This is a genomic window from Listeria rocourtiae subsp. hofi (genome assembly GCF_963575615.1).
GTDB classification, from domain to species: Bacteria; Bacillota; Bacilli; order Lactobacillales; family Listeriaceae; genus Listeria_A; species Listeria_A hofi.
In genome coordinates, this window is record NZ_CAUYTL010000023.1 from 31,885 (window position 1) to 52,284 (window position 20,400).

Below are 20,400 nucleotides of genomic sequence, written 5' to 3' on the forward strand. Positions count from 1 at the left end.
CGGTTTGGGTTTTTCTTTGTGCAAAAATAAGGTAAGAAGGAAGGTTTATATTATGAAATATGAACAACTCGCTAAAGACATTCTCGAAAAAGTTGGCGGAACAGATAACATCAATAGCGTATTCCATTGCATCACACGATTGCGTTTTAAACTGAAAGATGAGAGTATTGCGAAAACAGAAGAGTTAGAAAAGATGGACGGCGTTATTTCTGTACTAAGAAGCGGTGGCCAATATCAAGTTGTTATTGGTAATCATGTACCAGATGTATATGCAGCAGTACTAGTAGCTGGTGGCATTTCTGCAGAAGGAGCAGAAGGAGCTGCGAACGAAGGCGGAGGTAATCTTTTCAATAAATTTATTGACATGATTTCAGGCGTATTTACACCAGTGCTTGGCGTATTAGCAGCAACTGGTATGATTAAAGGTTTCGCATCAATGTTCCTAGCATTTGGTTGGGTAACAGAAACATCAGGAACCTACCAAATCTTGTACGCGATTGGAGACGCACTATTTTACTTCTTCCCAATCTTCCTAGGTTACACAGCTATCAAGAAATTTGGTGGCAACATATTCGTTGGGATGGCCATCGGGGGAGCACTCGTCTATCCAGCAATATCGGGATTAACAGCAGGAAAACCCTTGTACACACTATTTTCAGGAACGCTTTTTGAATCACCAATTCATGTTACATTCTTAGGCATACCGGTTATTTTAATGAGCTATGCTTCATCGGTTATTCCAATTATTTTAGCAACATTCTTCGCTTCAAAAGTTGAAAAAGGACTTAAAAAAATTATTCCAGATGTAGTCAAAACATTCTTAGTGCCATTCTTTACATTATTAATTGTTGTACCATTAACATTTATCGTTATTGGCCCAATCGCAGTATGGGCAGGTGACTTACTCGGACAAGGAACGCTATGGGTTTATAACTTAAGTCCAGTCATTGCAGGTCTATTCCTAGGTGGTTTCTGGCAAGTATTCGTTATCTTCGGGCTTCATTGGGGTCTTATTCCGGTGGCGCTTAACAACATTGCCACATTACATGCAGATCCAATTTTAGCTATGACGTTTGGCGCATCTTTTGCACAAATTGGTGCTGTTCTAGCGGTCATCCTAAAAACAAAGAATCAAAAAATCAAAACACTTGGTTTCCCAGCATTCATCTCAGGAATTTTCGGTGTAACAGAGCCAGCAATTTACGGGGTTACATTGCCGCTTAAAAAACCATTTATCATGAGTTGTATCGGTGGTGCAGTTGGTGGTGGAATCATTGGATTTGCAGGTTCACAAGGGTATATTCTTGGTGGACTAGGTGTCTTCGGTATCCCGAATTTCATCGAACCAGGTAGCCCAATTGGTACACAATTCTGGATGGTTATGTTAGCAATGGTTGTCAGCTTTATTTTAGGACTTGTTTTAACATTTATTTTCGGCTTCAAAGACCCAGTAGAAACAAGTGCATCCGTAACACCAGTTGTAACAGAAGGCGAAACGCTAATAGAACAAGAAGTGTTAGTATCTCCACTTGAAGGTGAACTTATTCCACTTGTAAACGTTAAAGACGAAGCATTCTCATCAGGCGCTCTAGGCAAAGGTTTGGGAATTGTACCGACAGAAGGTAAACTATATTCACCGGCGAATGGCGTTGTAACAATGGTATTTCCAACAGGACATGCAGTAGGAATAACAACCGATTCTGGTGCAGAAATTCTCATGCACATCGGTATGGATACCGTTCAGTTAGAAGGGAAATACTTCACCGTACATGCAAAACAAGGTGATAAAATTACAGCAGGACAATTACTAACAGAATTTGATATCGATGGCATCAGAAGTGAGGGCTATGATATTACAACACCGATTATCGTAACCAATACGAATCAATATTTAGACGTTATGGTAGTCGATGAAGAAACAGTAAAACCTGGAGACCGTGTTATTACACTTGTGATTTAATATAGAAAAAGCAACGATTCTAGCGCGGAATCGTTGCTTTTTTTAAGTTTAGATAAAGGCGATAAAGTTGTTCAAAGAATGGGCAAAAATAGTGAGTTCAAGGCGCTTAGTTTTATATAGAATCCCACCGAGCGCAATTCCCGGAACTAAATATAGAAGGAAGCTGACGAAATCTGTCGGGACATGTGCCGCACAAAAAAGCAAGCTACTAACAACCCAACCAAGCCATAGCCGACTACGAAACAGTTGTTGCATCAAGAATCCTCGGAAAATAATTTCTTCTATGAAAGGTGCGATTATAACAATCGATAAGAAACTGAGCAACCATGAAGCGTGAAGGTAAACTTCTTCTAATAAAACCTCATTTTGTGTATCTGTATACGAAGAAAAATTTTGACCAAGATAATCAATGCCAGAACTAATTGCAATTGCAGCAGCCATCACAATCGTTGCGAACAAGAAGCCTTTCCAATTAATACGTTCCCAACTAAAAAAATAAATTTTTTTCCATCTTGCTATCAAAAGTGTTAGTAACATTGCTGTCAAGTTGAGTAACTCGCTGTGCCAAGTAACAGCCATATCTAAAGCATCATTCCCAGCTAAGACATCCCAAACAATACTCACAATTTGGAAGAGAAGTGATAATAATAAATAAACACCAAAAATCCAAATAATTGTCCAAATCCGTGGTTTATTTTCCTCTAGCATTTTTTCCCTCCAAGTAGTATATTTGCTATCAAGCATACCATTAATTAGAGTATGTTCCAAGGTAAAAGAGGGGAATATGGCCTTTCGAATAGTTGTGAAGGATTCAAGTTTTATTGCATGTTGGGCTATAATTTGCTATTCGAACAGCTGCGAAGGATTACATGCTCGCTTTGCTCACATGCATATTGGAGCTGTAACTCATTTTATTCGAACAGCTACGAAGGATTACATATTCGCTTTGCTCATATGTATATTAGAGCTGTAACTCATTTCATTCGAACAGCTCTAACAATCCGACCTAGGACCTACCAATTTTCAGCCTATAGCCTTTCGTTAAAAAAAATAAATCCAGCTATAATAAACTTATCAACCAAATAAAAGGGCGTGAACGACGTGAAAAAAGGGATTTTCGGTTTAATGTCAGCAGTACTCATTATGTTGCTAGTTGGAACGCAAACACAGCCAATTATCGTACCACTAAAAACCACAGAGCTACATACTACCATTCCAGCTGAGCCATCAACAGCTCAAATTATAGACATTAAAAATTAATCGTGACTCATAAACGATTTCACATAGATTTTAATCATGCCTAACTTTAAAAGTTGATATAAAAAACTTGGAGGTCATAAAAATGAACAATTTTTTCAAATACTTATTCACTGTTATTCTAGCCATTATCGGACTTAACATCTTATTCAAAGTTATCGGTATCACGATGCATTTCTTATTCCCACTTCTAGGTTTAGCGCTTGTCGTTTACTTGCTCTATCGTATTTGGGGGAACCCACGTAATTGCAACCGTCGTAACACAAGCAAGCACGACCGTTACGAGTGGTAAGATTATTTTAAAGTATATACTCATTTAAAACTCCCTAGGTTTTAAATCTTTGCCCGAGCTCCTATGCTGGGGCTTTTTTTATGGATAAAATCGACATATTTGTTAATTATAGTAAAACAACTTAAACTAAGAGATAAGGAGGCGATTATCGTGAAGAAGCAGAACTGGAATCGACTTGGGAAATTAGCGGCCACTGTATTAATAGCCAAATTTATCTTGACGAGCAAAAAGAAGCGCGTAAAATAATCGAATCAAGGGTTGAAAATACGTGGTTTCATTTAAAATGCGAAATTGCCCAGTGCTCTCCAAATCATGGTGGGAGTATGCTATAATAACAACAAGATTACTGGAATGGAGTCAATGAAATGAAAGAAGGACTTGATTTATTAAAACAAGAAAATTGGCGGTTTATTGATCAAACGACGGTTCAAATTGCATTTGATGCTTTGCAGTCATTCGCAACCGATGACACATTATGCCGGTCAGTGGGAAGCGAAATTTCTCCACCAACAACAAGAGCCTGGGTACATCACGATACCATTTCAATGGGAATACAAGATACGAAGTTACCAGATTTAAAAGAGGGGATTGCTTATTTTAGAGAACAAGGGTATCGTGCTGTTGTACGGAATTCTGGCGGCTTAGCAGTTGTTTTAGACGCAGGTGTACTCAACCTCTCATTAGTTTTTCCTGATGTTGATCGAGGGATTGCGATTGATCGTGGCTATGAGACGATGTTTGCACTTATTAAATACATGTTTCCTACATTTGCTTATAAGATGCAAGCACGTGAAATAGTAGGTTCTTATTGTCCAGGGAGTTATGATTTAAGTATTGATGGTAAGAAATTTGCAGGTATATCTCAACGTCGAATGGCTAAAGGAGTTGCCGTTCAAATATATTTGGCAGTGAATGGCGATCAGCAGAAACGAGCCGAGTTGATTCGTGAATTTTATCGTATCAGTGGGAAAGACAAGCAAGAGAAGTATACATATCCAGATGTGAATCCTGCTGTTATGACTACGTTATCTGAACTTTTTGATGAGCAACTTGAGGTGAACGATGTGATGGTGAAGCTTCTTAATGCTTTATATCATTTTGCGGAGCGCTTGGAGTCGAGTCGATTGATGGGAGAAGAATTGGATTGGTATGTGGGCTATTACGAACGGCTCATATTGAGGAATGAGAAAATTTTAGCAAATCTATGAATTAGTTTAGAGAGGAAAGATGACATGTGACATACTTAGAGACACGATTACCCGAAGTAAAAGTATTTAAAGATCCTGTGCATCGATATGTGCATGTTTCTGATCAGATTATTTGGGATTTGATAGCGACAAAAGAATTTCAGCGCTTGCGTAGAATCCATCAGTTAGGAACGACATCTCTAACGTTTCATGGGGCAGAGCATAGTCGATTTAATCACTCTTTAGGCGTATATGAGATAACAAGGCATATTGTAGAAGGCAATTTTGCGGATGAACTTCAATGGGATAATGAAGAGCGTTTGGTAGCCTTGTGTGCGGCACTATTACACGATCTAGGGCACGGTCCTTTCTCTCACGCGTTTGAAAAAGTTTTTAGTACGAATCATGAGCATTACACAATGGCAATTATAACTGGAAATACAGAAGTTCGGGCGGTTTTGGAACGTGCTGGCGTTCATTTTCCAGAGAAAGTGGCTGCTGTTATTAATAAAACATATCAGAATCAGACATTGGTGAAGCTTATTTCTAGCCAAATTGATGCGGATCGGATGGATTATTTGCTACGAGATGCTTATTATACTGGGGTTAGTTATGGGAATTTTGATATGGAGCGGATTATGCGTGTGATGCGGCCGAGCCCAGATGGGAACGGTGTCATTATTAAAGCGTCAGGAATGCATGCGGTGGAAGATTATATTGTTAGCCGCTATCAGATGTATCAACAAGTTTATTTCCATCCAGTCAGTCGGAGCGCAGAGGTCTTGCTGTGGAAAATACTAGAACGAGCACAGAATTTGCATGAACGGGGCTACCATTTTATTCAAACGCCTGTGCAACTATTACCGTTTTTGAATCGTGATGTTTCATTGGAGGAATATATTACACTAGATGACACAGTCCTAATGTATTTCTTTTCGGTGTGGCAGTCCGAAGAGGATGCTATTTTGAGTGATTTATGTAGTCGATTTTTGAATAGAAGGTTACTGCAATATATTAATTATGATTCGAAAGTGGATGCAGAGCTTTATTTGAAACTGAAGGGGTTGTTGGAGCAGGCGGATATTGATCCTGAGTATTATCTGGTTATTGATTCGACATCGGATTTACCATATGATTTATATGAACCGGGAGATGTTGCTGGGAGATCGCCTATTCAATTGTTAATGCCAAATGGGGAATTGCATGAATTGTCTACGGAATCACCTATAGTCGAAGCTATCGCTGGTAAACGACGTATAGATATTAAACTTTATTATCCGCTTGATTTCATAGAAAGTGGACGTATTAATGCCGCAATATCTGAGGAAATTATTAGTTTGATACATGCTCACTCGTTGAAGGAGCACAAACGCCACTAAGATTAGAAAAAGCGCTGTCTCATAGCATGCATACACGCATGCTATGAGACAGCGCCCCTTCTGGATAAGGACAACGCTAAGTGGTTTAAATATCTGATTTGCGAACGCCAGCAACACCGTAATCTGTTTTTTTCATTTCTTCTAGGAAGACGTGGATATTTTCTTTTGGCGCGCCTAGATTCTTAGCAACAACCTCTGTTACCTCTTCAACAACGGCTTTCTTTTGATCATCTGTTCGGCCTTCCAGAAATTTTATTGTTACGAACGGCATGAAATTCACTCCTAAGTATTGATTTAATGAGTGTATTATAACATAATTAAAGGACTACAATACAGAAGGAGATTATACATGGATAATTTTTTAGCCTACTCGCTACAAGATTTGCCTTATGTGATAGTAACACTTTTAATTGCATTTACGATACATGAACTTGCTCATGCATGGGTTGCCTTACTATTTGGAGACGATACTGCAAAGAATGAGGGTAGAATTACGTTTAATCCATTAAAGCACGTTGACCCTATTGGATTTATTTTTGTTATCATCGCTGGATTCGGTTGGGCAAAACCAACACCGGTTAATACGTATAAAATGAAATATCGAAAAGTTGGAAGTGTAGTAGTGAGCTTGGCTGGTCCAGTTAGTAACTTACTACTTGCTTTCATTGGAATCGGACTTTACCTTTTATTTTTACAGATGGATGTAGCTTACTCGCAAATTATTTTACATTTTTGCAATCTGTTTGTATCGTTAAATCTGATTTTGTTTATTTTTAACTTGTTGCCATTACCTCCCTTGGATGGGTATCAGATTTTATCGGAATTTTTGCCTTTGAAATGGCGATTAAAAGTGCAAGCTTATGAAAATTATGCGCTGTTATTTTTCTTAATCCTTGTTATTACACCGCTTTCGAAGTATACGATATCACCGATTTTTAATACACTTATTCCCTGGATTTCGGGGGAAATGTTTAGTTTTTACTATTTTGTTTTTCAAATCTGAGGTTGCGTTTTAGCCTGATGTTAACTATAATGTAGTGCATTCGAAATTATATGGGGGGACTTTAGAGCGTGAGTAATAAGGAAAAAACGCCGATACTGCTGCGTTTAAAGACAATTTCTAAGCAGGAAATGGAAGAGGAAATTACGGAGTTGGCGCTGTCTGGTGTATTTTATTTAGACCATACAACAGGAAGTCGCTATCTTCATTATGAAGAAGAACAAGAAGCTGGTACGATTAGAACCGTTTTGAAAATAACAGATCAAGAAGTTTTGTTGATGCGTAGTGGTGCGGTTAATATGCGTATGCACTTTTTTAGAGAGCGTAAACGAAGTACTGTTAGTGTAGATTACGGAGTTGGCAAGCTGATGATGGAGTCAGAACTTTTGAATATGGAAGAGGTTTATGTGCAGGAAGCTGGTTTTTCTGGAAAGATTAATTTTCAGTACGAATTGTTAGACAGAGGTGTAAACATTGGCATTTTTGATGTCTCGATGATTTTAGAGGAGGATAAAGGATGAATGTTAGTCAGAAAGGTCAACAAGATTTAATTGCAATTATTAATGATGCGGTGATACAAGGATTGGGTATTGAGCAGTCGGAGGTACCTTCTATATTACTGGAAGTGCCAAAAGATAAACAACATGGGGATTACTCAACTAATATCGCGATGCAGTTGGCACGTGTAGCTAAGAAGGCGCCACGAGCAATTGCTGACAGTATTGTAGCCGCAATTGGGGAAAGTCATGCACTTATTAACAAAATTGAAATTGCAGGACCTGGATTTATTAATTTTTACTTAGATAATGCTTATTTGACGGCTTTAATACCTGTCATTATGGAAGCTGGTGATACGTATGGTGAGAGTGACACTGGGAAAGGAAAGAAATTTCAAATTGAGTTTGTTTCAGCAAATCCGACGGGTGATTTACATTTAGGCCATGCGCGTGGAGCGGCAATTGGAGATTCGTTAGCTAATATTTTAACAATGGCAGGTTATAAAGTGTCTCGGGAATATTACATTAATGATGCAGGAAATCAGATTAATAATTTGATTTTATCGACGGAAGCTCGGTATTTAGAAGCGCTTGGTATTGATGCACCGTTTCCAGAAGATGGTTACCGTGGAGCGGATATTATTAATTTAGGGAAACAGTTGGCAGAGAAATATGGTGATACGTATGTAAAAGAAGATGTGGATGTAAGACGTGAGCTTTTCCGCAAAGAGGCGCTGGCATTTGAAACGGCTAAATTGCGTGATGACTTGGCGGAGTTTCGGGTTCATTTTGATAGTTGGTTCTCGGAGACAACATTATATGATAATGATAAGATTATGCCTGCACTTGCGAAACTGCGGGAGAATGGATATATTTTTGAAGAAGAGGGTGCAACGTGGCTCAGGACAACTGAGTTTGGCGATGATAAGGATCGTGTTCTTATCAAATCTGATGGTAGTTATACGTACTTTTTACCGGACATTGCGTACCACTTGGACAAATTAGAGCGTGGCTTTGATGTTCTAATTGACGTCTGGGGAGCGGATCATCATGGCTACATACCACGGATGCGTGCTGCGATTCAGAGTTTGGGATATAGTCCAGATCATCTTGAAGTGGAGATTATTCAATTGGTTCACCTTTACGAAAATGGTCAACAAGTGAAGATGAGTAAGCGTACTGGGAAATCTGTGACAATGCGCGATTTAATTGAGGAAGTTGGATTGGATGCGACACGCTATTTCTTTGCGATGCGTAGTTCAGATACACATATGAATTTTGATATGGGGCTTGCTAAATCGACATCTACAGAGAATCCTGTTTACTACGTACAATATGCGCATGCTCGGATTTCAAGTATTTTGCGTTCCGGAATAGAACAAGGATTTGTGTTAGATAAGGATGCAAATGTTTCTTTATTAAATTCTGAAGTAGATTACAACTTATTAAAAGTGCTGGGCGAATTTCCAGATGTTGTTGCAGAAGCAGCAGAAAAAAGAATTCCACACAGAATTGTTCGGTATTTGAATGATTTAGCAACGGCATTCCACCGTTTCTACAATGCGAATAAGGTTTTAGACATGGAGAATAAAGAAATTTCAGAAGCACGGCTTGCTTTGATTAAGTCGGCTCAAATTACTTTGCGTAACGGACTCACATTACTTGGTGTTTCTGCACCAGAGAAAATGTAACTAGGATTTTTTACGAGGCAAATATTTAGACAAATTTTAGATCGGGGTTTTGCGAATTATGCGCTATATCGTTTTCATATGTATCATTTTTTTGCTACTTGTCATTGCGACGGCGATTTTATATAGTATGCAATTAGGCTCTATCCCGATACTATTGCTTGCCATTTTGCTGTTTTATATTGGTTATTGTGTACTAACGAAGCTTTGAATATGAAAATGGTGTGGGGATTATTTCAGAGTATGTTATAATTTTATTGTGTTCGGCGTCATTTACATGTAGAATAGGTAGAGTCAGAAAAAATGTAGTTTAGGAAATAATTTTTTATTATAGAAGGGGCGTGCCAGCTTTGGATTTGAGCCAATTGACAAATGAGGAACGTAAAGAGTTATCTTTGATTGAAGTGGCGCACTATGTTCTTGAAAACAGAAGAGAAGTAATGCCATTCCAGGCCATTGTGGACGAGATTAAGAAATTTCTTGATTTAAGCGAAGGCGAAATGAGAGATAGACTTGTTCAATTTTACACGGATATGAATATTGAGGGTAATTTTATTTCTCTTGGTAATAATACTTGGGGGCTACGCGCGTGGTACCCGATTGATGCGATTGATGAAGAAGTTCAAACGCAGACTAAAACGAAAAAACGTAAGTCCGACGATGAAGATGATGAGGATATCGATGAAGATATTCTGGATGATGACATTGAATATGAAGACGACGACATGGTAGAAGAGCTCGGAGAAGAAGAGGTTGTTCTTACGGATGGACTTGTTGGAGACGACGATGATGATCCAGAAAATGATCATTTACCTGATGGAATCGAAGGGGATTTAACAACTATCGTGGAAGATGATAGTGAGTTTGAGGATGAATTCGAAAAGTGAAAAAATGGAAACCTGCTTCTGGACTAAGAGGCAGGTTTTTTATGGAAAATAATAGCCTCTTGAAAAATATTTTTTACCTTTGATTGCAATGCTTGAGGACGTTTTCATGAAATAAAGGGTTGACTTATTTGCGCAGGCTATGTAATATTTTATTTGGGCTCCTTTTTATAAGGACGGATATAAATATTACGCTCCCTTACTTGGAAATAACGAGTGAGTGGGGCGTTTTCTTTTTGTGTAATGGGAATGGATTGCACATTTTTCTTTTTTTAGCAATGATGTTTTGCAAGTAAAGGTTCTCCACCCCGAAAATGAATTTCGATAAGGCGAAAGGAGTAGATTTTAGAACAATGACAAAGTATATTTTTGTAACAGGTGGCGTTGTTTCATCGATTGGTAAAGGGATTACGGCTGCTTCACTTGGTAGACTGCTTAAAAACCGAGGACTTAGTGTAACGATTCAAAAATTTGATCCTTATATTAACGTCGATCCTGGGACGATGAGTCCTTATCAACATGGGGAGGTTTTTGTAACAGATGATGGTGCAGAAACGGACTTGGATTTAGGTCATTATGAGCGTTTTATCGATATTAATTTGAACAAGTACAGCAATGTAACAACGGGGAAAGTTTATTCCGAGGTTATTAAGAAAGAGCGTCGTGGCGATTATCTTGGAGGAACGGTGCAAGTTATTCCGCATATTACGAATGAATTAAAAGATCGGGTTTTCCGTGCGGCGCGTATGACGGATTCCGACATTATTATCACGGAAATCGGTGGAACAGTTGGTGACATCGAGTCATTGCCGTTTATCGAGGCTATTCGCCAAATTAAAAGCGATGTGGGTGCTGAAAACGTGCTTTACATTCATACCACTTTGATACCTTACATCAGAGCTGCTGGAGAGATGAAAACGAAACCTACACAGCATAGTGTAAAAGAGCTTCGTAGTTATGGTATTCAGCCAAATATTATTGTTGTTCGTACAGAGCAACCAGTTTCCCAAGAAATGAAAGAAAAAATCGCTCTATTTTGTGATGTAAAAGCTTCTGAGGTTATTGAGGCACGCGATGAGGAAACGTTGTATAATGTACCACTTTCATTGCAAGCGCAAAAGATGGATCAAATCGTACTGGATCACTTACAGTTGGAAGCTCCAGCTGCTGATATGGCAGAGTGGGAAGAACTCGTTCATAAAGTGAAAAACTTGACGAAAACAGTTCGCATCGCGCTGGTTGGTAAATATGTGGCTTTACCCGATGCCTATCTTTCTGTTGCAGAAGCATTGCGTCATGCGGGCTATGCAAATGATGCTGAGCTGCAAATTGATTGGGTAGATTCAGAAGAAATTACACCTGAAAATGTGCAAGAGAAGATTGGTAATGCAGATGGGATTTTAGTTCCTGGTGGATTCGGCGATCGTGGTATTGAAGGTAAGATCACTGCGATTAAATTTGCGCGTGAAAATAAAGTACCTTATTTCGGTATTTGCTTAGGGATGCAATTGGCGACAATTGAATTTGCGCGTAATGTAATGGGACTAGAAGGCGCGAATTCTGCAGAAATCGATCCGAAAACACCACATGCGATTATTGATTTATTACCAGAGCAAAAGCATGTGGAAGATATGGGCGGTACGTTGCGTCTAGGCCTGTATCCAGCTCGAATTAAAGAGGAAACAAAAACTGCGGAAGCCTATGGTACGACATTGGTTGAGGAACGTCATCGTCATCGTTATGAGTTTAATAATGAATATCGCGAGCAATTAGAAAATGCGGGAATGACTGTATCAGCTACGAGCCCCGATGGCCGCCTTGTCGAGGTTGTAGAGATTACGGATCATCCTTGGTTTGTGGCATGTCAATATCATCCAGAATTTATTTCACGCCCAACGCGCCCACAGCGTTTATTCCATGATTTTATTGCAGCATCATTGAAAAAATAATTTTTAGGCCGAGTAGTATACGTTGTGTACGCTCGGCTTTTTTGTGGTTGACTTTATTTTGCATCTGTTATATTATTTGTATAACAGACGGAGTTGGAAAGGATGGTTATTATGTCGAATACTTTAGCACTATTAGCACCATTACTTATTTTATACGCAATACTAACTGTGACAGCTTTGGTGGACTTGATTCGCCATTGGAGCAGTCGACAAAACCCTGTTTTATGGTTGATTCTAATTTTATTTGTAAGTACATTTGGCCCAATCATTTACTTTATTTTTGGCCGGAAGGATTACCGCTAATGGAAAAAATATTAGAGGTTAGTAATTTATCGAAACGCTTTGAGGATTACCAAGCTGTGAAGGATATTGATTTTCAATTAGTTACAGGAGAATGTGTAGCGCTTCTTGGGCCGAATGGTGCTGGGAAAACGACAATTTTAAAGATGATTGTGGATATGATTAATCCTGATAGTGGGGAGATTCAGATTTGTGGTGGGAAGCATGCTGAAATGAAGCGACAAATCGGCTTTTTACCTCAATATCCTAATTTTTATGGGTGGATGACAGCGACAGAAGCGTTACAGTTCATGGGAAAACTTTCAGAAATGGATAAGGAGGACTTACGGGAGCGGATTCCAGAGGTGCTGGCCCAAGTTGGACTAGATGCAAGTTTGAAGCAGAAAATTACTACTTTCTCAGGAGGAATGAGACAGCGACTAGGTATTGCTCAGGCAATTTTGCATCGTCCGGCGCTGTTGGTTATGGACGAGCCTGTTTCAGCACTTGATCCAATTGGGCGCCGTGAAATCATTCAACTGATTCAGTCTTTAAAAGGTAAAACGACATTACTGTTCTCTACGCACATATTGGCGGATGTTGAAGAAGTATGTGAACGAGTCTGCATTATTCGAGAAGGCGAGATTGTGGCAGACGACCGGATTGCTAATTTGGTGCAAGCAAATGCTGCGTCTGTTTTTGTATTGCGGAGTGGTGCTGATACGACAAAATTTGAGCTAGCTATCGTAAAAGAGGACGCAATTAGTCGAATAGAGCAAAAGCATGGCGCTGTATATTTGCATTATCAAGGAGATGTTGGTGTGGCACGTGAAGCCATTTTACGCGTGTTGATGGAGACCGGTATAGCTTGGACGAGTGTGAGCCAGGCACAGGAAACATTGGAAGATGTATTTTTAAGGATGGTGGAGAAATGAACAACATGGGAACACTTTTCTTAAAAGAGCAGATGGAGCAATGGCGAAGTTTGAAATGGGTCTGGTTACCAGTTGTGTTTGCGATTCTTGGCCTGATGCAACCGTTGATGATGTATTATTTACCGCAGATTATGGGTGCTGTGGGTAGCGGTGGAAGTGAGCAAGGAGAAGTTATTGCAGACTTGATGGGTGGAGTAAATGCGCAACAAGTTATGGCTGGGACACTATCTTCTCAATTTGACCAGCTAGGTATCATTATTTTAATTGTGGCCTTGATGGGTGCGATTATTTCTGAGAAGAATAACGGTATGCTTGCGTTTATTCTAACAAGGCCAGTAAAAGCGTGGGAATATATTTTAGCAAAATGGTGCTCACAGGTCTTATTAGCATTTATTGCGTTAGGGCTAGGCTATTTTGCAGCATATTACTATGTTTTCTTGTTGTATGGTGAAATTGAAATGGCGAGTATTTTAGCTGGATTTGGTGTTTATTTTGTATGGCTACTATCGATAATATCCATTGTACTGCTTTTAGGAATCGTATTTCGAAGCGCGGCAGTTGTTGCGATGATAGGTGCAGGTGGCGTGATAATTCTAGAATTAGTGAGCGGAATTTCTGGTTGGGGGCAAATGTTCAATCCTGCTTATTTGAGCGCCAATGCCACGAGTATTATTATGACGGGAGATATGAAGGATTATTTTGTGGGGAATTTGTTAATTTCGGTAGTGTATATCGTTATTTTGCTAGCCCTATCGATTTCCTTATTGACGAAGAAAAGCTTCCATATTGGTAGTTCACATGAATAGGTTTGCAAACTTTAATGGAAATCTCATGTAATTTTCCTCTCAATGTTAGGTGGCTGATGTAATATATAAAATGTAAACAAGATTACTTATCGCTTTTCCCCCTTTTTAGTAATAGGTAATCTAAACTCCTTTTTCCCAAGTTGGTTCCCCTACCTGCTTGGTTTTTTTGTGCAAAGGTAATCGTTAATTATTTTTCATGAACTTCTAATCTCTTTCTTGATTGCTTATCATGTATGACCTGTATTATAGAGAATGTAAAGAGGATAGCAATTACTTTTCCCCCCTTTTTAGTAGTTGCTCATCCGATAAAACTCCTTTTTGACCATCGCGGTTTCCCCCCTTTTTCCGCGATGGTTTTTTTTATGTGCTTCAAGCGAGGAGGCATAAGGCTTGCATCTCTGGGGGGCACTAGGTGTATAGTAGAGAGGTAAATAGAAATCGGGAGGCTGGTAAAATGAACATTAATGATACGGTGACACTTGCAAATGGCGTGAAAATGCCACAGTTTGGCTTTGGCGTTTGGCGTGTAAATGATGGGGAAGAAGCAGTGAATTCCGTGAAATGGGCAATTGAAACGGGATACAAGAGCATTGATACAGCAGCGGCTTACAAAAATGAAGAAGGTGTTGGTCGCGCGATTAAAGAGTCAGGAGTACCACGCGATAGTCTTTTTGTAACGACGAAGTTATGGAACGCTGACCAAGGTTATGAATCAACATTAGCTGCTTTTGATACTAGTTTGGAGAAATTAGGTTTAGATTATGTCGATTTATACTTAATTCATTGGCCGGTGGAAGGCAAATTTGTAGATACTTGGCGTGCCTTTGAAAAACTATACGCGGATAAAAAAGTACGTGCTATTGGTGTTTGTAATTTTCATGAACATCATTTGGACGAGTTGCTAAAAGATGCTAAAATTGCGCCAATGGTAAATCAGATTGAACTGCATCCTTTGTTGTCTCAAGAGCCATTACGCCAATATTGCGCAGACAAAAATATCGTGGTGGAAGCATGGAGCCCGCTTGGCAGTGGTAAAATCCTCAATAATAGCGTCATTAATTCTATCGCAAAAATTTATGAAAAATCTGTGGCTCAAGTTATTTTACGTTGGGATTTACAACATGGTATTGTGACGATTCCAAAATCCGTCCACCAAAACCGTATTATTGAAAATGCGAATATTTTTGATTTTGAATTGAAGGATTCAGAGATGGCGCTAATCGACAGCTTGAATCAAAATGAGCGCACTGGTCCAGATCCAGATAATTTTAATTTCTAACATGAAAAAAAGCAGTAAATCCATTTCGAGCGGATTTACTGCTTTTTCTATTATTTAAGGTTTGCCATTAAGGTCCAACCAATAACGACATTTCCATTTTTAAGACGGTACCATACTTTTCCTTCAATATTTGCTTGACGATCTGCGGTTAATGTTTTACTAGCAAAATTAGTAAGCGTTCCGACTTTAATCGGTGGATCATCAACAGGGAACGAGTAGAGTATACCGGATGGATTAGCTACTTTTTTCGTTAAATTTACTGGCTTTTCAGCAATCGCCGCATCATAAAATTTGGTGAGGGCACTTGCATCTACCCAGCCAAGAAGTTGACCGTTCGAGCTGATTTGGTAGTATAGACCACCAGTTGTTTTTGCTTCACGCAAGATGCGGAGCTTTTTACCACTGTAATTAGAAAGTGGTGCAATCTTGGAATTAACGCCATACGTATTCGGAACTATTTTCCAAATATATTGATTGGCAGTCGTTTTTGTTTTGCCATATGCAGTTAACGTTTTATCATAGACGGGTTGGTCGTAGTTGGTTGGTGTAACACTCACTGCGCGTACCCAGCCAATCGATTCAGCACCATTTATTAATCGATACCAAAGTGTTCCATTTAGCGTAATTTGTTTGTGAACTGTTAATTTTAAGTTCAGATACTTTGTTAAATCGCCACGTCTAGTAGAGCTGTCGACTACTGGGAAGTAATAAACAGAATCTTTGGGCAGTGCGACATAACGTGGTAAATTTGCTGTTTGTTCCATGCTTGGCGTATAGAATATTGAAACAGCCTTACTATCTACCCAGCCAATTGTTTTGCCGTCAATGGAAAATTGGTACCAGGTGCCTTTGCTTGTTTTTGCTTCACGAATTAGTTTTAAATTTTTGCCGTTGTAGCTAGAAAGCGGATTGACAACTTTAGCGCCGAGTGTTCCATTCGGTACAGTCCAGACATTGTTTCCAGCCGCAGTTTTGACACTAGCGTATGTTGTCGCACTCATTACTTTATCATAAATAATTTGATCATAAACTGTACTTGTAAGACTGGATGCACGAACCCAACCAACAGCTTCTGAGCCATTCATTAGTCGGTACCATAATGTCCCATTTAGCGTAATTTGCTTGTGTGCAAGTAACGGTTTATTCGTATAAGCAGCTAATGTGCCTTTACGCATGGAACTATCGATTACTGGGAAATAATAAACGGATTCAGTGGGAACGTTGACGTAGCGCGTTAGATTTGCAGATTGCTCCATGCTAGGTGTATAGAATGTTGCGACCGCTTTATTCTCGACCCAGCCAATCGTTCTCCCATCAATACTAAACTGATACCATGTGCCACTTTGGGTTTTTGCTTCACGTAACAGTTTTAAATTTTTACCAGTATACGCAGAAAGTGGATTCACTTCGCTGGATCCGGCTGTATTAAAAGGGGCGGACCAAACAGTATTTCCAGCGGCGCTTTTAACTTGTGCATAGGTTGTAGCGGCAAATGGTACGTTAGAAAGAATGGTATCTTTACTCATCGCATTGTACTTCTCAGTTACTAACGCCAAGAATTCATTGTAGCTATAACCCCATTTGTTAAAATAACCAATTGGATCGGTATGCGTCGTACCACCGAGATATTTGCTGACTGCATTATGCGTCCAAACAGTTCCCACACCATCTGTTTCAGCGCTATCAATCGGTAACTTGTACTTGTCTAAGATGTAGGCCGTATAATAGGCGTAGTTATTAATAGAACGAGCAAATTCATCAAACGTTTTGTGCTCAACCAATTCATATTGAACAAAACGCGCATTGGCAAACCGGCCTGCTCCCCAAACACCGTAATCTGTTGGATGAATATTAATAATGTTGCCTTTATCCACAAAGCTATGCACAAAAGCATTTTCCCAATTACGGCTCATATAGTCAATTTCGTTCTGAATCGTTGAATTCGGATTCGCTGTTTCATGTAAAACAACACCTTCTGGCTTGCCATAGCCATTGCGATAGTTGAATTTCTCAAATTGTGACTGAATTTGACTACTCAATTTAGCATTGGTAAACTTATTTGATTTGATGTAGTTGTTTACGTTTGGATAAGTTGCTCTTGCGTTTAAAACTCTGCTACGATCAGGAATTGGTGCATCTGGATTTTCATCAGCATGTAAATCTCCAGTGAATGTGCCTTCTCGTTCTGCTTTCGGTACGTAGATTGAGTCATCACCAATCGTTTGCGATCCATCTTTTGCTGTGACTGCGCTAGTATCAGCAGGTTCTTCATCAGCTAGGACTGATATCGGTAAAACAACAGTGGTCAGGCCGACCGTCACAATAACTGATTTTAATAAAGTCTTCAATTTTTCATCTCCATTCTGAGTCCCCTTTAGTAATAAAAATACACGGTATAAAATTAGATATTCCCAGTTAATTCTAGATGTACACATAGAACACTTCCATTATGGAGAAAAACAAGAAGAGAGTCAACAGGCTTTCCCTATTTAGAGGTTAATTTGAGCGAATATAACTAGATATTATGATTAGAGCACTCTCCTAGCAGCAGTTGTTTTAGGAGATTTAACTTAAAAATTGACAAATTACTTACAATTGTATGTCTAAATTGCGCCAAAAGAATAATTTGTAAGCAATATATCACTTTGGAAATCTTTATATGTGTTTTATTTACAGAAATAGAACAATAACGCATGATTTTTTGACAAAAATGATGTGTCCTGAGGCAACCAGTTTGACAATGAAGGTGGAAAATAAGAAACTAAGATTATCACTGCATGAGAGAAGGGGAAATAGTTGTTAAAGCGAATGTTGATCATATATAATCCAGTGGCTGGGCAACGTAAGTTTCAGAAATTAATGCCAGTTGCAGAACAAATTTTAGAAGAGGCGGATTTTGACGTTACCTTAATCCCAACGACAGAACAAGTAAAGAGTGCGACTAAAATCGCCAAGCAAGGCGTATTGGATGGATTTGAAATCATTGTCGCGGCAGGCGGCGATGGTACGGTAAACGATGTTATCAATGGTCTAATGCAGGCACCATCACAACCTAGTTTTGGCGTATTGCCGGTTGGAACAACGAACGATTTTGCGCGAGCACTCGGAATGGCTAAAGACCCGATTGAAGCGCTACACATCATTGCCTCAGGTAAAACAGTAAAAGTCGATGTTGGCCGAGCAAATGATGAATATTTTATAAATAATGCAGCCGGTGGAAAAATAACCGAGATTACGTATGCTGTTAAAGAATCGATGAAAAATAAAATTGGACGGCTTGCTTACCTAGTAAGTGGCATAAAGCTATTACCGAAGTTAGCACCTAAGCAAGTCAAAATAACGCACGATAACGGTGTATTTGAAGGTAAAATTTTATTATTATTTGCTACACTGACAAACAGCGTCGGTGGAATGGAAAAACTATGCCCACCAGCAATACTAAATGATGGTTATATGGATTTGCTTATTTTAAAGAAAGTTTCTCCCGCAAAACTGCTGAAATTGCTTGTCTCCATCAAAAACGGCTCTCATCTGCAAAGTCAGGATGTTGTGTATGTCAGAACAAAGCAAGCACAAATCGAATGCGATACAAGCTTAAACATCAGTTATGATGGCGTGTACGGAGGAGAAACACCCTATAAATTGGAGGTTTTACCTGAGAAGTTAGTAATTTTAGCAGATAGAATACGAATCCAGAACCGTTTACAGAAATAAAACGATTACATCAAAAATATCGACCTTCACTATGGTAAACTACTCACAAATCTGGTATTATAACAATGTTAGGAAAAATAGCGCTCGTTATTTTTCACAGCAGAAAATCAAATTTTGTAAGAGTCTGGAACTAAGCTCGAATGAGGCCGAAGAATGGACATGCCCTTTTCTTTTTGGGCAGGAAGAATACTTGGCTTTACACAAATCGAGCAAAAGCGAACGCTTGTCGCCGATTTATCTGGCTTATGCCCACACTTTTATATTCCTGAGGAGGAAAATGTATTATGCCTATCGTTAGTATGACTGAAATGTTGAACAAAGCGTTAGCTGGTAAATATGCTGTAGGTCAATTCAACATCAATAACCTTGAATGGACTCGCGCTATTTTAGAAGCTGCAGAGCAAGAAAAATCCCCTGTAATCCTTGGTGTTTCTGAAGGAGCAGCGAAATACATGGGCGGATTTACGACAGTAGTTAAAATGACTGAAGGACTTATGCATGACCTAAAAATCACTGTACCAGTTGCAATTCACTTGGATCATGGTTCATCTTTTGATTCTTGTAAAGCTGCTATTGATGCAGGATTCTCATCTGTTATGATTGATGGTTCTCATCACCCAATCGATGAAAACGTTGAAATGACTAAAAAAGTTGTTGACTACGCTCATTCAAAAGGTGTTTCTGTTGAAGCAGAAGTTGGAACTGTTGGTGGAGAAGAAGACGGCGTAACTGGTGGAATCAACTATGCTGATCCTGCTGAATGTCTACGCATTGTAAAAGAAGCTAACATTGATGCACTTGCTGCAGCGTTAGGTTCTGTACATGGCCCTTACCACGGTGAGCCAGTTCTTGGATTCAAAGAAATGGAAGAAATTTCAAAATTAACAGGTGCTCCTCTAGTACTGCACGGTGGATCTGGAATTCCTGAACACCAAATCAAACAAGCAATCGAACACGGTCACAGCAAAATCAACGTTAACACGGAGTGCCAAATAGTTTGGACTGCCGCTGTTCGCGAAAAATTAGCTACAGACGATAAAGTTTACGATCCACGTAAAGTTATCGGACCTGGTAAAGACGCGATTGTGAAAACAGTTGTTGCGAAGATCCAAGAATTTGGTTCAAACGGCAAAGCATAATTTTATATGCAATATTAGACAACGAGCCGAGATTCGGCTCGTTGTATTTGTTGGTGCTGTTATGAATGAAATGAATTACAGCACCAATATGCATGCGAGCAAAGCGAGCATGTAATCCCCAAAGCTGTTATCACCGAGCCCCGAACTACGAATAT

19 protein-coding genes are annotated in these 20,400 nt (G+C 39.2%); 16 read left to right on the forward strand and 3 right to left on the reverse strand.

Annotated elements, in window-relative coordinates:
* Nucleotides 1-52 precede the first annotated feature (52 nt).
* Nucleotides 53-1,960 carry a beta-glucoside-specific PTS transporter subunit IIABC gene (locus R8925_RS10535; protein ID WP_430535827.1) on the forward strand — a complete coding sequence of 636 codons (1,908 nt, stop codon included), beginning with the start codon at nt 53-55 and terminating at the stop codon, nt 1,958-1,960.
* Between the two features lie 48 nt (nt 1,961-2,008).
* Here R8925_RS10535 and R8925_RS10540 read toward each other — a convergent pair whose 3' ends face one another.
* Nucleotides 2,009-2,668, reverse strand: coding sequence for a CPBP family intramembrane glutamic endopeptidase (locus R8925_RS10540; protein WP_430535828.1), 660 nt, complete (start codon nt 2,666-2,668; stop codon nt 2,009-2,011).
* Nucleotides 2,669-3,085: 417 nt separating this feature from the next.
* Here R8925_RS10540 and R8925_RS10545 point away from each other — a divergent pair, with 417 nt between their 5' ends.
* The 4 genes from R8925_RS10545 (at nt 3,086) to R8925_RS10560 (ending at nt 6,075) form a co-directional block, all read left to right on the forward strand.
* Nucleotides 3,086-3,220 (forward strand): hypothetical protein, encoded by a 135-nt coding sequence (locus tag R8925_RS10545; RefSeq protein WP_430535829.1) that lies wholly within the window; start codon nt 3,086-3,088, stop codon nt 3,218-3,220.
* 82 nt (nt 3,221-3,302) lie between these two features.
* Nucleotides 3,303-3,509, forward strand: coding sequence for a hypothetical protein (locus R8925_RS10550; protein WP_036072089.1), 207 nt, complete (start codon nt 3,303-3,305; stop codon nt 3,507-3,509).
* 365 nt (nt 3,510-3,874) lie between these two features.
* Complete coding sequence (lipL, locus tag R8925_RS10555; protein WP_430535830.1) at nt 3,875-4,717, forward strand: lipoyl-[GcvH]:protein N-lipoyltransferase; 843 nt, start codon at nt 3,875-3,877, stop codon at nt 4,715-4,717.
* 26 nt (nt 4,718-4,743) lie between these two features.
* Entirely contained in the window at nt 4,744-6,075 is a 1,332-nt protein-coding gene (locus R8925_RS10560; RefSeq protein WP_430535831.1) for an HD domain-containing protein, read from the forward strand.
* A gap of 85 nt (nt 6,076-6,160) precedes the next feature.
* Here the strand turns inward: R8925_RS10560 and thmT are convergent, their stop codons facing one another.
* Nucleotides 6,161-6,346 (reverse strand): 2-hydroxymuconate tautomerase, encoded by a 186-nt coding sequence (thmT, locus tag R8925_RS10565; RefSeq protein WP_430535832.1) that lies wholly within the window; start codon nt 6,344-6,346, stop codon nt 6,161-6,163.
* A 78-nt stretch (nt 6,347-6,424) separates the two neighbouring features.
* On the opposite strand from thmT, the gene R8925_RS10570 reads away from it, so the two are divergent.
* The 9 genes from R8925_RS10570 (at nt 6,425) to R8925_RS10610 (ending at nt 15,392) form a co-directional block, all read left to right on the forward strand.
* Nucleotides 6,425-7,078 carry a site-2 protease family protein gene (locus R8925_RS10570; RefSeq protein WP_430535833.1) on the forward strand — a complete coding sequence of 218 codons (654 nt, stop codon included), beginning with the start codon at nt 6,425-6,427 and terminating at the stop codon, nt 7,076-7,078.
* Between the two features lie 68 nt (nt 7,079-7,146).
* Nucleotides 7,147-7,596: a YwiB family protein gene (locus R8925_RS10575; RefSeq protein WP_430539435.1), complete on the forward strand. Its 450-nt coding sequence runs from the start codon at nt 7,147-7,149 to the stop codon at nt 7,594-7,596.
* Nucleotides 7,593-9,263, forward strand: coding sequence for an arginine--tRNA ligase (argS, locus tag R8925_RS10580; protein ID WP_430535834.1), 1,671 nt, complete (start codon nt 7,593-7,595; stop codon nt 9,261-9,263). Before R8925_RS10575 ends, argS begins: the two co-directional genes overlap by 4 nt.
* A gap of 347 nt (nt 9,264-9,610) precedes the next feature.
* Nucleotides 9,611-10,147 (forward strand): DNA-directed RNA polymerase subunit delta, encoded by a 537-nt coding sequence (gene rpoE / locus R8925_RS10585; protein WP_430535835.1) that lies wholly within the window; start codon nt 9,611-9,613, stop codon nt 10,145-10,147.
* Between the two features lie 350 nt (nt 10,148-10,497).
* On the forward strand, nt 10,498-12,093 hold the full coding sequence (gene pyrG / locus R8925_RS10590; RefSeq protein WP_430535836.1) for a CTP synthase: 1,596 nt from the start codon (nt 10,498-10,500) through the stop codon (nt 12,091-12,093).
* Nucleotides 12,094-12,195: 102 nt separating this feature from the next.
* A complete protein-coding gene (locus tag R8925_RS10595; protein WP_430539436.1) occupies nt 12,196-12,396 on the forward strand; it encodes a PLD nuclease N-terminal domain-containing protein in 201 nt (66 codons plus the stop codon).
* Nucleotides 12,396-13,307: an ABC transporter ATP-binding protein gene (locus R8925_RS10600; RefSeq protein ID WP_430535838.1), complete on the forward strand. Its 912-nt coding sequence runs from the start codon at nt 12,396-12,398 to the stop codon at nt 13,305-13,307. The genes R8925_RS10595 and R8925_RS10600 overlap by 1 nt, the downstream gene beginning before the upstream one ends.
* Nucleotides 13,304-14,113: an ABC transporter permease gene (locus R8925_RS10605; protein WP_430535839.1), complete on the forward strand. Its 810-nt coding sequence runs from the start codon at nt 13,304-13,306 to the stop codon at nt 14,111-14,113. Before R8925_RS10600 ends, R8925_RS10605 begins: the two co-directional genes overlap by 4 nt.
* A gap of 454 nt (nt 14,114-14,567) precedes the next feature.
* The gene (locus R8925_RS10610) at nt 14,568-15,392 is read left to right on the forward strand and encodes an aldo/keto reductase (protein WP_430535840.1); all 825 of its coding nucleotides are present in this window, start codon (nt 14,568-14,570) and stop codon (nt 15,390-15,392) included.
* A 50-nt stretch (nt 15,393-15,442) separates the two neighbouring features.
* Here R8925_RS10610 and R8925_RS10615 read toward each other — a convergent pair whose 3' ends face one another.
* A complete protein-coding gene (locus R8925_RS10615; protein WP_430535841.1) occupies nt 15,443-17,740 on the reverse strand; it encodes a GW domain-containing glycosaminoglycan-binding protein in 2,298 nt (765 codons plus the stop codon).
* A gap of 448 nt (nt 17,741-18,188) precedes the next feature.
* Between R8925_RS10615 and R8925_RS10620 the strand changes: the two genes are divergently transcribed.
* Both R8925_RS10620 and fba read left to right on the forward strand, forming a co-directional pair.
* Entirely contained in the window at nt 18,189-19,106 is a 918-nt protein-coding gene (locus R8925_RS10620) for a diacylglycerol kinase (RefSeq protein WP_430535842.1), read from the forward strand.
* Between the two features lie 284 nt (nt 19,107-19,390).
* On the forward strand, nt 19,391-20,245 hold the full coding sequence (fba, locus tag R8925_RS10625; protein ID WP_036072113.1) for a class II fructose-1,6-bisphosphate aldolase: 855 nt from the start codon (nt 19,391-19,393) through the stop codon (nt 20,243-20,245).
* Nucleotides 20,246-20,400: the final 155 nt, after the last annotated feature.